The organism is Pseudomonas sp. IT-347P, assembly GCF_949768005.1.
Lineage (GTDB): Bacteria > Pseudomonadota > Gammaproteobacteria > Pseudomonadales > Pseudomonadaceae > Aquipseudomonas.
The window spans coordinates 283,803-297,397 of record NZ_CATKPQ010000055.1 but is presented as its reverse complement, the minus strand read 5'-3'; the positions used below and the strand labels follow the sequence as shown (position 1 = coordinate 297,397).

The following is a 13,595-nucleotide window of genomic DNA, read 5'->3' as shown; positions in this document are numbered from 1 at the left end:
ACGCAGACACCACAAGGCACGCGACCTGTTCAGGAAGCGCGCACTCGTGGAGATTTTGAGGTGCCGGGAGAGGCGGCCTGGGTAAGGCCGCCGAATCTTCAGCGAGTTGTTGCCAGTTCCTGTTGGACGCTGGCGACAGTGCGAGGCCAAGGTTTACCAGCCTGAACCTTCGCTGGCAAGGCCTTGATGGCAGAAACGGCCGCATCACGATTGGCAAAGTTGCCATAGGTGATCACGTAAAGCGGTTTGCCGTTGAGGACTTTCTTGAAATAACGGTACTCACCACCCTGCTCTTTGACGAAACTTTGCGCTGCCGCTTCAGAGCTGGTGCCGAGGATCTGCACCACGTAATTGCTGGTCGGCTGACCGGCGTACCAGCTGCCACCGGCGGCTTTGGCCACGGTCACTGGCTTCTCGGCCGGTTTGGCAGCGACGGCTGGCTTGGCTGGCGCTGGAGCCGGTTTCGCCGCTGGTGCTGCCGGAGCCGGAGCCGGCTTGGCGGTGGCGACCTGGGTTGGCGCTGGAGTCGGTTTGGCCGCCGGTACCGGAACCGGTGTCGGCGCAGGACCTGCCGGGACACCCGCCGGTGGCGCGGAGGTGGTCACAGTCGGCGGTGTAGCGCTGGAGCCTTCCACAGGCACACCGTCGTCGCCTTCGGTGATACCGCCAGCGGCTTCAGCCAACGGGCCGCGCATGACCGGTTGCGAGTTGCCGACCAGCGGCAACGGCATCGGCTGCGTATTACCGGCGAACTCGACGTTCGGCGCGCCGCCATTGGCTGCGCCCTGACCCAAAGGCAACTGTGCCTGTTCATTGGCCGGTGCACCGGTGGTCGGCGCCTTGTTTCGACCCGGCATCAGCCAGGCGGCGGCGACCGCGACCACAACGACGGCGGAAATCGCCAATACGTGTTTCTTCGGCATGTTGAACCCCATACTTGGACGCTTGACCGCAGAGCGGCTGGCAATCATGACTTCGATCAGAGCATCGCGAGCGACCTGGTTGATGTTGCCCGGCCAACCCTCGGCACTTTCGTGAATATCAGAGATCTGATCCGCGGTGAAAAGTTCGACACCCCGGCCGGCACCCTCGAGCCGTTGGTCGAGATATTCGCGGGTCTCTTCTTCGGTGTACGGCTGCAATTCGATGACGTGGAAACGCTCTTCCTCAAGGTGCAAAGCCTCAAGCTGAGCGATCAGCGACGACTCGCCAAACAAGAAAACATGCGGGCGACCTTCCGGTGCGCCGGCGCCCAGCGCCATCAGCGCTTCGAGGGCGGATTCGTCGAGCTGCTCGGCGTCGTCCACCAGCAGATAGACTTCCTGACCGGTCAGTGCGAGTTGCACCACTTGATCGAGGATCGCGCCAACTTCGGCCTGAGCGACGTTCAGTGCCTGTGCCACTTGACGCAACACGCCAGCGGCATCACCGGCGCCACGGGCGGAAACCACCACGCTCTGTACCGACTGCTTGTTGGTGCTGGCGACCAGCGCCTGACGCAACAGAGTCTTGCCGCTGCCTTGCGGGCCGGTGACCACCAACAGCAACTGGCTGTAACGCGCCAGATGATGCAGTTGACCCAGCACCGGTTTGCGCTGAGCCGGGAAGAACTTGAAGCCCGGCACGCGCGGCGCGAACGGGTCGTGACTTAACTGGAAATGGCCGAGGAACGCCTCGTCGGCATGCAAACTAGTCATCGGAATCTTATTAACCTTTAAGCTGAGCCAGGGCGCGGTAATCCGCTCCCAGCGTGGCCTGTAGAACCTCTTTCGGATAATCGTCGGTCACTACCGCTTCGCCCATCCGGCGCAGCAGCACCAGGCGCAGACGACCGTCGATCACTTTTTTGTCGATTGCCATGTGTTGAAGAAAATCGGCTTCGGTCATTTCAGTGGGCGGCACCACCGGCAGGCCGGCGCGCTGGAACAGACGAATGCCGCGATCGCGCTCCTCGTCGCTGATCCAGCCCAAACGTGCGGACATCTCCAGCGCCATCACGGTGCCAGCCGCGACCGCTTCCCCGTGCAACCAGACACCATAGCCCATGTGAGTCTCGATCGCGTGGCCGAAGGTGTGGCCGAGGTTGAGCGTGGCCCGTACGCCGGTTTCCTTCTCATCGGCGCCAACCACGGCAGCCTTGGCTGCGCAGGAGCGCTCAATGGCGTAAGTCAGGGCCCTTTGATCCAGCGCGCGCAGGGCATCAACGTTGTCTTCGAGCCAGGTCAGGAACGGCTCGTCGCAGATCAGACCGTACTTGATGACTTCGGCCAGACCAGCGGACAACTCACGCTCTGGCAAGGTTTTCAGGGACGCCGTATCGATCAGCACCACGTTCGGCTGATAGAACGCGCCGACCATGTTTTTGCCCAGCGGATGATTGATACCTGTCTTGCCGCCCACCGACGAATCGACCTGGGACAGCAGAGTGGTAGGAATCTGGATGAAGTCGACGCCGCGCTGGTAGCAGGCAGCGGCAAAACCGGCCATGTCGCCGATCACACCGCCGCCCAAAGCGATCACAGTGGTGCGGCGGTCATGGCGGGCGGTCAGCAGACCGTCGAAGATCAGTTGCAGGGTTTCCCAGTTCTTGAAGGCTTCGCCGTCCGGCAACACCACGGAAATCACCGAGAACTGCGCCAGGCTGCGGGTCAGACGTTCAAGATAGAGCGGCGCGACGGTTTCGTTGGAGATGATTGCCACCTGCCGCCCATGGATATGCGGAGCCAGCAGTTCGGGCTGATCCAACAAACCTTCGCCAATATGTATCGGGTAGCTGCGCTCGCCCAGATCGACCTTGAGTGTCTGCATGTGTCCCCACAGTGAAGATGGAAGCAGGCGTCCTGCCCTGAATTATTGGTTGTCTGCGGCCTATAGCGGGTATGACGCCGCTCGCACGCCATCCGCCACAACTCGGCGGGCTGTGACAGGACGCCGAGGATAGCGCATTTCGAGCGCTGCTTTAACGGGGAGGAAGTTGCGCCAGACGATCGAGAATGTCGAGCACCACCATGCGCGGTGGCCGTTCGTCGGTTTCCACCACCAGATCGGCGATTTCCCGATAAAGCGGATCGCGGATCGCCAACAGGTCACGCAGGGTTTTCTCCGGATTGGCGGTGCGCAGCAACGGCCGATTGCGATCGCGCGACGTGCGGCCGACCTGCTGTTCGACGGAAGCATGCAGATACACCACTCGCCCACCCTCATGCAGGGCCTTGCGATTGGCATCACGCATCACCGCGCCGCCGCCGGTCGCCAACACCACGCCATCGAACGCGCACAGCTCGGCGATCATCGCCTGCTCACGGTCACGAAAGCCGGGTTCGCCTTCCTTGTCGAAGATCCACGGGATATTGGCGCCCGTGCGCAGTTCAATTTCCTTGTCGGAATCTTTGAACGGCAGGCGCAGCTCTTTGGCCAGCAACCGGCCGATGGTGCTTTTTCCAGCGCCCATCGGTCCTACAAGAATCAAATTTCGCACAGAATCAACGACTCACAGCAATCGCCTGGTTATTCATGATACGTGGTGTGAGAAATACCAGCAGCTCGGATTTTTTCTCCGAAACCACATCACGCCGGAAAAGGCGGCCAAGATACGGCACATCGCCAAGAAATGGCACCTTATCTACGACCTTGCTTTGAGTATTTGAGAAAACACCGCCAATCACGATGGTTTCGCCGTCGTTGACCAGCACCTTGGCGTTGACCTCGTTCTTCTTGATCGGCGGCACATCCTGTACTTTGTTCAGGTAATCCGGCTCATCCTTGGTGACCTTGACCTCCATGATGATGCGGTTGTCAGGGGTAATCTGCGGGGTGACTTCCAGTGAAAGCGAAGCCTCCTTGAACGACACCGACGTCGCGCCGCTGGAACTGGCCTCCTGATACGGAATCTCGGTGCCTTTGAGGATTTTTGCGGTTTCCTTGTCGGAAGTAACCACCTTCGGCTGCGAGACGATTTCGCCGTTGCCGGTCTTTTCCATGGCGGTCAGTTCAAGATCGAGCAATACGTTGTCAGTGATGAAGGCGATACCGATCCCCGAGGTATTGCCCACCGTGCCCATGTCAACGAACGGCGAGTTGGTGCTGGTGCTGCCCGGCGTGCCGATGGTGGTCGATGAGCCATTGCTCACGCCCGAAGTGTTCCAGTTACCCTTGTTCTGGATCGACCCGCCCCAGCGTACGCCCAGGCTTTTGTCGTAATCGACGTTGGCCTCGACAATCCGCGCCTCGATCATCACCTGGCGCACCGGAATATCCAGTTGCGCCACGATCCGTCGCAGTTCGTCGAGGCGATCCTGGGTCTGGTAGGCAATGATGTTGTTCGTCCGCTCATCGACAGTGATCGACCCGCGCTCGTCGATTTTCGCCTCGGCACTGGTCACCGACTGAAACAGCTTGGCGATGTCAGCTGCCTTGGCGTAGTTCACTTGCAGCAGCTCGCGGCGTAACGGCGCCAGTTCGGCGATCTGCTTCTGCGACTCCAGTTCCTGACGCTCGCGGGCAGCAATTTCGTCGGCCGGAGCCACCAGCAACACATTGCCGATTTTGCGTTTATCCAGACCTTTGGTTTTCAACACCAGATCCAGCGCCTGATCCCACGGCACGTTTTGCAGGCGCAGGGTGATGCCACCCTGCACCGTGTCGCTGGCGACCAGATTGAGGTTGGTGAAGTCGGCGATCAGTTGCAGCACCGAGCGCACATCAATGTCCTGGAAGTTCAGCGAGAGCTTTTCGCCGACGTATGCCTGACGGTCAGCGTTGCGTTTTTGCAGGTCATCGACCGTCATCGGGCGGATGCTGACGGTCAGTTTGTTGTCGGTCTGGAAGGTGGAGTACTCGTAGGTGCCACTGGGTTCAACCGTAATAACCGTGCGATCAGCGGTCACTGCGGCATTGACGAACTGCACCGGAGTGGCGAAATCCTTGACGTCGAGGCGTACCCGCAGCTTTTCCGGCAATTGCGTGCGGGCGAAGCTGAGGATGATCTTGCCGTCATGCTCCTGGATATCCGGAGCGATGGTCGGATCGGACAGGTCGATGACGACATTGCCTTCCCCCGCCGTGCCGCGCTGGAAGTCAACACCGCGAATCGCCCGGCTTTTCGGCACGAACGCCTTGGCAGGTGCAGCCGCTTTAGCAGTCGTGCGAGGTGCAACGGCAGCAGAACGCGGCGCGGTTGCCGATGCGCCCTGACCGACCACTACGAAGAGATTATTGCCCTCGACCCGCGTGTTGTACGGCGCCAGTTGCGTCAGGCTGACAATCAGCCGCGTACGCTCCTTGGCTTCAACCACGGTGGCCGTGCGCGCATTGCCGCTGCCCAGGTCGAGATTTTTGCTGGTCAACTGACTGGCGACACCGGGCAGATCCAGCGCGATCCGCGCCGGTGATTCGGTGGTGTAGCCCTTGGGTTGTGGCGGCGGGCCGTCGAATGACAACTTCAGCTCGATGCGATCACCCGGCAACGCTGCGACGTCCAGCGTCTTCAGATTGGCCGCGAGTACCATCGGCGACATCAGCGCTATCCATAGCGAAAAACCGAGGGTGGAGAAAATCCTGTTCATTATTCGACTTCCACTATGAGTGCTCTTTCAAAGGAATGGTGCGCGGACGCTCCAGCCAGGCGCCCTGTCCGTCCGGCACGATTTCGACTACATCGACCTGGGTGGCACTGATGGCGACAATGCGGCCGTCGTTGCGCCCCAGGTAATCGCCGACCTTCAACCGATGCACGCCGCCAGCACCGCGCAACAACGCGAAGGAGCCGGAAGCATTGGCAATCGTGCCGACCATTTCGAACTGCTCGATGTTGAAACCTTCGAGGTATTGCTTGACCCGATTGGGGTCGGGTTTGACGCTGCGTGAACCCTGTTTCTGCCCGGCCAGATCGACCCGCACCTGACGTGAGAACGGGCTGCGCAGGTTGGCCGCGCTGTAAGTGAATGTTGGGTAAGACCGGAATGTCGGGGTTGGTTCAATCTTGCCTGCCGGGCGCAGGCGCACTTCATTCAAGTAGGCGTCGAGATCGCTGAAGTCATCGCTGCCACCACAACCGTTCAACGCGAGCAGCGTCGCCAGCAACAGGAAATAACGAATCAGGCTCATTTCTGCAGCCCCTTGTCGTTATAGCGGTAGGTCTTGGCGAGGATGCTCATGCGCAGCTTCGGTCCGCCCTCTTTATCGGCAGGAGCGAGTTCGAAATCATGCAAGGTGACGATGCGCGGCAGCCCGGCCACGCCACTGACGAAGGTCGCAAGGTCGTGATAGGCGCCGGTGACGGTGATCTGGATCGGCAGCTCGATATAAAACTGCTGAGTGACCTCTGGCAGCAGTTTGATCTCTTCGAACTCCAGACCACTGCCCAGACCAGTGCGAGTGATGTCTTCAAGCAGGCCCGGCACTTCGGTGTCACTGGGCAACTGGCGCAACAGTACGCCGAAGGTGTTTTCCATCTCCTTCATTTGCTGGGTGTACAACTCAAGGTTGGCTGACAGGCGCGCCTTGCTGGCGAACTGCTCCTTGAGCGTGGCCTCTTCTTCGCGTTTGGCCTCCAGCTGGTTCTGCATGTCACTGATGAAAAAGTTATAGCCGAGCGCCAATACCAGCACCATCAACAGCGCACCGGCGATGGCTTTCACCGCTGCAGGCCACGAGCCGATATTGCTGGTATCGAGGTCGTTGAAATCAATGTCGCGCAGACTTTCCAGCCATTCGGACGGCTTCATGGCTCGTCCTCCACGGTACGGGGCTGAGTCTGCCGCACCGTCAGTTCAAAGGTGTTGGCTTGATCCACCTGGCCCGCAGTCGTCGCCTTCACCTCATTGAGGCTCGGCGCGTCGAACCAGTCGGAGGCATCCAGATTGCGCATCAGCTCGGAGACGCGGTTGTTCGATTCGGCGGCGCCGCTGATCGACAGGGTTTTGCCGACCCTCTTCACATCGGTGAAATACACCCCGTCCGGCAGCGTGCGCGCCAGTTGATCGAAGATTCGCCCACTGATCTGCCGGTTGCCCTGCAAGTCCTGGATGATGCGCATCCGTTCGACCAGTTGCTGACGGCGCGCCTTGAGATCGCTGATCTGTTTGATCCGTTCGTCGACCACTGCGATCTGCTTGCCGATGTAGTCATTGCGCGCCACTTGCCGCTCAATGGCTGCGCTGATCACCTGATCGGCGATCAGCACTGCGCCAACCGAGCCGACCACTACACCAATCAATGCCAGCAGAAAGCGTTTGCGCCGTTCTTCGCGACGCTCTTCGCGCCAGGGCAGGAGGTTGATCCGCGCCATCAGTCGAAACTCCTGAGCGCAAGCCCGCAGGCGATCATCAACGCCGGCGCATCACTGGCCAGTGCACCGGCATTGACCTTGCTGCTCAAGGCCATGCTGGCAAACGGGTTGGCCACTTGCGTCGGCGTGTTCAGGCGCTGCTCGATCAACCGGTCCAGCCCGGGCACCGATGCCGTGCCGCCGGCCAGCAGAATGTGATCGACCGCGTTGTATTGTCCGGAAGCGAAGAAGAACTGCAGCGAGCGCGAAACTTGTTGTACCAGTGCCTCACGAAACGGCTGCAAGACCTCACTGATGTAATCATCGGGCAGGCCGCCCTGCTTTTTCGCCAGCCCGGCCTGCTCGACGGTCAGGCCATAACGGCGCTGGATTTCCTCGGTCAGTTGCCGGCCGCCGAACAATTGCTCGCGGGTATAAATGATCTTGCCGTTGTGCAGGACGCTGAGGGTGGTCATGGTGGCGCCGATATCGACCACCGCGACGGTCAGGCGCTCCTGAGAGGCTGCCAGTTGCGTGGCCAGCAAGCCGAATGAACGCTCCAGCGCATAGGCCTCGACATCGACCACTCGCGCCGTCAGCCCGGCGAGGGCCAACGCTGCTTCGCGGACTTCGACGTTTTCCTTGCGACAGGCGGCCAACAGCACGCTGACCCGCTCGGGGTTGCGCGGCGACACGCCCTGGACCTCGAAATCGATGGCGACTTCGTCCAGCGGATAGGGAATGTATTGGTCGGCCTCGATCTTCAGCTGGTTTTCCAGTTCGTCGTCGGACAGCCCGGCGTCCATCTCGATGATCTTGGTGATCACGGCGGAACCGGCCACTGCCACCGCCACGCTCCTGAGCCCGGTGCGCGCCTTGACCAGTACACGGCTCAGGGCCTGACCGACGCCTTCAAGTTCGGCGATGTTTTTTTCAACCACGGCGTTGACCGGCAATGGCTCTACCGCATACGCCTCGACCCGGTAGCGATCACCCTGACGGCTCAGTTCCAACAGCTTCACTGACGTGGAACTGATGTCGATCCCCAGTAATGTATTGGCTTTTTTATTGAAGAGTCCCAGCACTACCAATTCCCTATGACTTTCCGTGAGTTACGGACTCTGTAATACGCATTGCGTTCCTTCACCCCGTCTTGACAGAAGCGCAAATGACGCCCCCAGCAGAAAAGTGCTTATAATGCCCAGCGTTTTTTTCCGCTTTTTACTGCAAGCGCGGATGGCTCTGTGTGTAGCCGGAGCCCCGTCGCCAAATTCATTCTTTGCCCTGGATGTCCAAAAGCCTTGATTCGTCTGCTGAAATTTTTCGGTTGGTCCATCGTCGCCGTTTTCTGCGGACTGCTTTTAGGTCTCAGCGGCGCGTTTCTTTACCTTAGTCCGGGTTTGCCTTCTGTGGAGGCTCTGCGAAGCATTCAGTTGCAGATTCCGCTGCGGGTCTACAGCAGCGACAACAAGTTGATCGCAGAATTTGGCGAAATGCGCCGTACACCGATCCGTTTCGCCGACATTCCCCCCAATTTCATTAATGCGTTACTAAGTGCTGAAGACGACAATTTCGCCAATCACTATGGCGTCGATCCGAGCAGCCTGATGCGCGCCGCGACCCAACTGGTCAAAAGCGGACACATTCAGTCCGGCGGCAGCACGATCACCATGCAGGTGGCGAAGAACTTCTTCCTGACCAGCGAACGCAGCTTCTCGCGCAAAACCACTGAAATTCTTCTGGCCCTGCAGATCGAGCGGCAGCTGACCAAGGATGAAATCCTTGAGCTGTACGTGAACAAGATCTATCTGGGCAACCGCGCCTATGGCATCGAAGCCGCAGCGCAGGTGTACTACGGCAAGTCGATCCGCGATGTCAGCCTCGCGCAGATGGCGATGATCGCCGGCCTGCCGAAAGCCCCGTCGCGCTTCAACCCGCTGGCCAATCCGACGCGCAGTAAAGAACGCCGCGACTGGATCCTCGGGCGCATGTACAAGCTTGGCAAGATCAGCGAAGCGGACTACACCGCGGCGATCAACGAACCACTGAACGCCAGTTATCACGTGCCGACCCCGGAAGTGAACGCGCCGTATATCGCTGAAATGGCCCGTGCCGAGATGGTCGGCCGTTACGGCAGCGACGCTTACACCGAAGGTTTCCGCGTCACCACCACGGTGCCAAGCAACCTGCAGGAAATGGCCAATACCGCGCTGCACGAAGGCTTGATGACCTACGACCAGCGTCACGGCTACCGTGGTCCCGAATCGCGCCTGCCGGGCAAGACCCGTGAGGCCTGGGCCAACGAACTGACCAAGCAGCGCACCATCAGCAGCCTTGAGCCGGCCATCGTCACTCAGGTCGACAAGAGCGGCCTGCAAGTACTTACCCGCACCGGCGAGGAGCACGTCGCCTGGGACACGATGAAATGGGCGCGACCGTTCCTCAACACCAACAGCATGGGCGCCAACCCGCGCCAGCCGTCGGATGTGGCGCAGGTCGGCGATCTGATCCGCGTGCAGCGTCAGAAAGACAATTCACTGAAATTCAGCCAGATCCCGCAGGCACAAGGTGCGCTGGTGTCGCTGGATCCGCAGAACGGTGCGATTCGCTCGCTGGTCGGCGGTTTCGCCTTCGAGCAGAGCAATTACAACCGCGCCATGCAGGCCAAGCGTCAGCCGGGTTCGAGCTTCAAGCCGTTCGTCTACAGCGCCGCGCTGGATAGCGGTTACACCGCTGCCACGCTGGTCAATGACGCGCCGATCGTGTTCGTCGACGAGTATCTGGACAAGGTCTGGCGTCCGAAGAACGACACCAACACCTTCCTCGGCCCGATCCGCTTGCGTGAAGCGCTGTACAAGTCGCGTAACCTTGTGTCGATCCGCCTGCTGCAAGCCATGGGCGTGGGCAAGACCATCGACTACATCACCCGTTTCGGCTTCAACAAGCAGGATCTGCCGCCTAACCTGTCGCTGGCGCTGGGCACTGCAACGCTGACACCAATGGAGATTGCCACCGGTTGGAGTACGTTCGCCAACGGCGGCTACAAGATCACCCCGTACATCATCGACAAGATCGAAAGCCGTAATGGCGACACGCTGTTCGTCGCCAATCCGCCAACCGTGCCTCAGGGCGGCTCGGCGACGGACGGTATCGCCGCGCCGCACACTGATTCGTTTACGGTCAACGCCACACCGGTTGCAGGCGAAGTGCCGGGCGGCGCGGCCGTGCCGCAAGCACCGGCAGTCGCTGAGCGTATTGTCGATGGTCGCACCACGTACATCCTCAACAGCATGCTGCAGGACGTGATCAAGCTCGGCACCGGACGTCGTGCGCTGGCTATGGGCCGCAGCGATATTGCTGGTAAAACCGGTACCACCAACGAATCGAAAGATGCCTGGTTCTCCGGTTACAACGCCGATTACGTGACCACCGTATGGACTGGCTTCGACCAGCCGGAAAGCCTTGGTCGCCGTGAGTTCGGCGGCACTGTGGCGCTGCCGATCTGGATGAACTACATGTCGGCTGCCCTCAAGGACAAACCGCCACATGTTCAGCCTGAGCCTGAAGGTTTGCTGAGCCTGCGCGTCGATCCGGTCAGCGGCCGTGCCGCGACACCGAGCACGCCGGGCGCGTACTTCGAGCTGTTCAAGTCTGAGGACACGCCGCCGTCGGTGAATGAGCTGGGCAACGGCGCAGTGCCAGGCAGCCCGCTGCCAGCGGATGAGCAAGCGCCGATCGATCTGTTCTGATCCAACGGTATTGAAAAGCCCCGCCTTCGAGAGGAGAGCGGGGCTTTTTATCGGCTGAAGATCAAGGGCCCCTCACCCTAGCCCTCTCCCGGAGGGAGAGGGGACTGATTGGGGGATGCTGGTGAGGGATGCCGACCTGAACGTGCTGTGTTGAATCCATAGGCGCTAATGCACTTTCAGGTCGGTGTATCTCGCGAATATCCCACGGTCAGTCCCCTCTCCCTCTGGGAGAGGGCTAGGGTGAGGGGCTCTTGATCTTCAGCCACAAAAAAGCCCCGACTCTCACGAGCCGGGGCTTTTGTTTGCAGCGCTACAACGACTTAGCCGTTGAACACGTCATCCACGCTTTTCAGCGGGTAGTTCTTCGGATACGGCAGGGTCGCCACACCCGTCTCGATCGCGGCCTTGGCCACAGCGTCGGAGATCAGGGTGATCAGGCGCTTGTCCATTGGCTTCGGAATGATGTACTCACGGCCGAATTCCAGCGGAGCACCGCCGTAGGCATCGCACACGTCCTGCGGAACCGGCAGCTTGGCCAGTTCACGCAGGGCGTTGGCGGCGGCCACTTTCATTTCTTCGTTGATACGCTTGGCGCGAACGTCCAGAGCACCACGGAAGATGAACGGGAAGCCCAGTACGTTGTTGACCTGGTTCGGGTAGTCCGAACGGCCGGTGGCCATGATCACGTCGCTACGGGTGGCGTGCGCCAGCTCCGGGGAGATTTCCGGATCCGGGTTCGAGCAGGCGAACACGATCGGGTTGGCCGCCATCGACAGCAGGCCTTCAGCGCTCAGCAGGTTCGGGCCGGACAGACCGACGAACACGTCAGCGCCTGCCAGTGCGTCAGCCAGAGTGCGCTTGTCGGTGGCGTGAGCGAACACGGCTTTGTATTGGTTCAGGTCGTCACGGCCGGAGTGGATCACGCCGGTACGGTCGACCATGAAGATGTTTTCGATGCGTGCGCCCATGCTCACCAGCAGTTTCATGCAGGAGATGGCGGCAGCGCCAGCGCCCAGGCAGACGATCTTCGCTTCCGGCAAGGTTTTGCCAGCGATTTCCAGGGCGTTGATCATGCCCGCAGCGGTCACGATCGCGGTGCCGTGCTGGTCATCGTGGAACACCGGAATGTCGCACTGCTCGATCAGAGCACGTTCGATCTCAAAGCACTCTGGCGCCTTGATGTCTTCCAGGTTGATGCCACCGAAGGTGATGGAGATACGCTTGACGGTGTCGATGAAGGCTTGCGGGCTTTCCGAGTCGACTTCGATGTCGAAAACGTCGATACCGGCGAAGCGCTTGAACAGTACGCCTTTACCTTCCATGACCGGCTTGGAAGCCAACGGGCCGAGGTTGCCCAGGCCGAGAATCGCGGTGCCATCGGAAATGACTGCAACCAGGTTGCCCTTGCCGGTGTATTTGTAGGCCAGTTCAGGATCGCGAGCGATCTCACGCACTGGTTCAGCTACGCCGGGGCTGTAGGCCAGCGACAAGTCGCGAGCGGTAGCAGTGGCCTTGGTGAGCTCGACACTCAGCTTCCCTGGACGAGGATTGGCATGATATTCGAGAGCGGCAGTTTTCAGATCAGACATTTTGGCATTCCGCTTTTTACTGTTGGACAGACTGGTCAGCGAGGATACGCGCCTCGCAAAGTCCCCACAAGACTGAGCGGTCACCCCTGTCAAGCGCCCTGCCCTACGACTTTGGGCCAAGAGCCACGGCGCACAAGGGCTGGACTGTTCACAATCGACAGAAAAAATGTCTACAATTTTTCTTCAAGGCAGCGTTTGCAACATTGAACGATCCGTCAGCGGTAGCAGCCAACGCGACTGACCGGATTGCAGCCCCCCGCGCCGCGAACGATCGACGATCCAGCCGCGAGCCTCGATCTGCTTGCCTTTCAGGGCCTGCAAACGGGCATTGTCGAATTGTCCGACCAGATTGGGTGCAACGCGCAATACAAGCGTGTCCTGCAACTCGATCCAGATTCCGCCGCGATTGCGCTGAACCTTGCTCACACGCCCACTGATCACGGCAAAACCCGAGCGCTGGATCTGCTCCGCTTTCAGTACAGGCGATTGCCGCCAGAGACCCAGTCCAGCCTTGCGCGCACTGCGTTCGGCAGCTTGCTGGCAGGCGACTAGATCGACATTCGGCGCGACCGCGACCTGGAAACCAAGGCCATCGGCAAGCATTTGCGCTTCGAGATTGGCGCCGCTGGCACTGTAAACATGCGCAAGCGTACGCCCGTACTGGTCTTTGGCTTGCTTGCCGGGCAGCAAACCGACGCGTCCGCCGCAGGCATCGACCAGCGCCTGCAGGCGCTTGCGTGCTGCCACCGCAAAAGGTTCGTCGCTGCGGCCCTGCTTGCCCAGTTCAGGCGTGTTGAGACCGATCATGCGTACGCTGCGACCATCGCCCAGGCGCAGGGTGTCGCCATCGACCACGCGCTGCACGGCGACGCTGGTCAGTCCCGCAGGCGCCGGGCAAAAGGCCTGCGCGCCGGACAGCCAAATTGCAGACACAAAAAAGGCGCCCGCAAGGGACGCCTTTTTCATCAGTCTGGAGAAGTCGACACGACC

At 60.2% G+C, this 13,595-nt stretch carries 11 protein-coding genes; 1 reads left to right on the top strand and 10 read right to left on the bottom strand.

Annotated elements, in window-relative coordinates:
• Window positions 1-98: 98 nt before the first annotated feature.
• The 8 genes from ACM6IV_RS20995 to ACM6IV_RS20960 form a co-directional block, all read right to left on the bottom strand.
• Entirely contained in the window at window positions 99-1,697 is a 1,599-nt protein-coding gene (locus ACM6IV_RS20995; RefSeq protein WP_414871465.1) for an AAA family ATPase, read from the bottom strand.
• A gap of 10 nt (window positions 1,698-1,707) precedes the next feature.
• Entirely contained in the window at window positions 1,708-2,808 is a 1,101-nt protein-coding gene (gene aroB / locus ACM6IV_RS20990) for a 3-dehydroquinate synthase (protein WP_414871464.1), read from the bottom strand.
• Between the two features lie 151 nt (window positions 2,809-2,959).
• Complete coding sequence (gene aroK / locus ACM6IV_RS20985; RefSeq protein WP_011332081.1) at window positions 2,960-3,478, bottom strand: shikimate kinase AroK; 519 nt, start codon at window positions 3,476-3,478, stop codon at window positions 2,960-2,962.
• Between the two features lie 4 nt (window positions 3,479-3,482).
• A complete protein-coding gene (pilQ, locus tag ACM6IV_RS20980; RefSeq protein ID WP_414871463.1) occupies window positions 3,483-5,564 on the bottom strand; it encodes a type IV pilus secretin PilQ in 2,082 nt (693 codons plus the stop codon).
• 13 nt (window positions 5,565-5,577) lie between these two features.
• The gene (locus ACM6IV_RS20975; RefSeq protein WP_414871462.1) at window positions 5,578-6,105 is read right to left on the bottom strand and encodes a pilus assembly protein PilP; all 528 of its coding nucleotides are present in this window, start codon (window positions 6,103-6,105) and stop codon (window positions 5,578-5,580) included.
• Complete coding sequence (pilO, locus tag ACM6IV_RS20970; protein WP_414871461.1) at window positions 6,102-6,725, bottom strand: type 4a pilus biogenesis protein PilO; 624 nt, start codon at window positions 6,723-6,725, stop codon at window positions 6,102-6,104. The genes ACM6IV_RS20975 and pilO overlap by 4 nt, the downstream gene beginning before the upstream one ends.
• Entirely contained in the window at window positions 6,722-7,288 is a 567-nt protein-coding gene (locus tag ACM6IV_RS20965; protein ID WP_414871460.1) for a PilN domain-containing protein, read from the bottom strand. The genes pilO and ACM6IV_RS20965 overlap by 4 nt, the downstream gene beginning before the upstream one ends.
• Window positions 7,288-8,352, bottom strand: a complete 1,065-nt coding sequence (locus ACM6IV_RS20960; RefSeq protein WP_414871459.1) for a pilus assembly protein PilM — start codon at window positions 8,350-8,352, stop codon at window positions 7,288-7,290. Before ACM6IV_RS20960 ends, ACM6IV_RS20965 begins: the two co-directional genes overlap by 1 nt.
• 219 nt (window positions 8,353-8,571) lie before the next feature.
• Here ACM6IV_RS20960 and ACM6IV_RS20955 point away from each other — a divergent pair, with 219 nt between their 5' ends.
• Window positions 8,572-11,016 carry a penicillin-binding protein 1A gene (locus ACM6IV_RS20955; protein WP_414871692.1) on the top strand — a complete coding sequence of 815 codons (2,445 nt, stop codon included), beginning with the start codon at window positions 8,572-8,574 and terminating at the stop codon, window positions 11,014-11,016.
• A gap of 320 nt (window positions 11,017-11,336) precedes the next feature.
• Here ACM6IV_RS20955 and ACM6IV_RS20950 read toward each other — a convergent pair whose 3' ends face one another.
• Both ACM6IV_RS20950 and ACM6IV_RS20945 read right to left on the bottom strand, forming a co-directional pair.
• Window positions 11,337-12,605, bottom strand: a complete 1,269-nt coding sequence (locus ACM6IV_RS20950) for a malic enzyme-like NAD(P)-binding protein (protein WP_129998265.1) — start codon at window positions 12,603-12,605, stop codon at window positions 11,337-11,339.
• A 183-nt stretch (window positions 12,606-12,788) separates the two neighbouring features.
• Window positions 12,789-13,571: a thermonuclease family protein gene (locus ACM6IV_RS20945; RefSeq protein ID WP_414871691.1), complete on the bottom strand. Its 783-nt coding sequence runs from the start codon at window positions 13,569-13,571 to the stop codon at window positions 12,789-12,791.
• Between the last annotated feature and the right edge of the window lie 24 nt (window positions 13,572-13,595).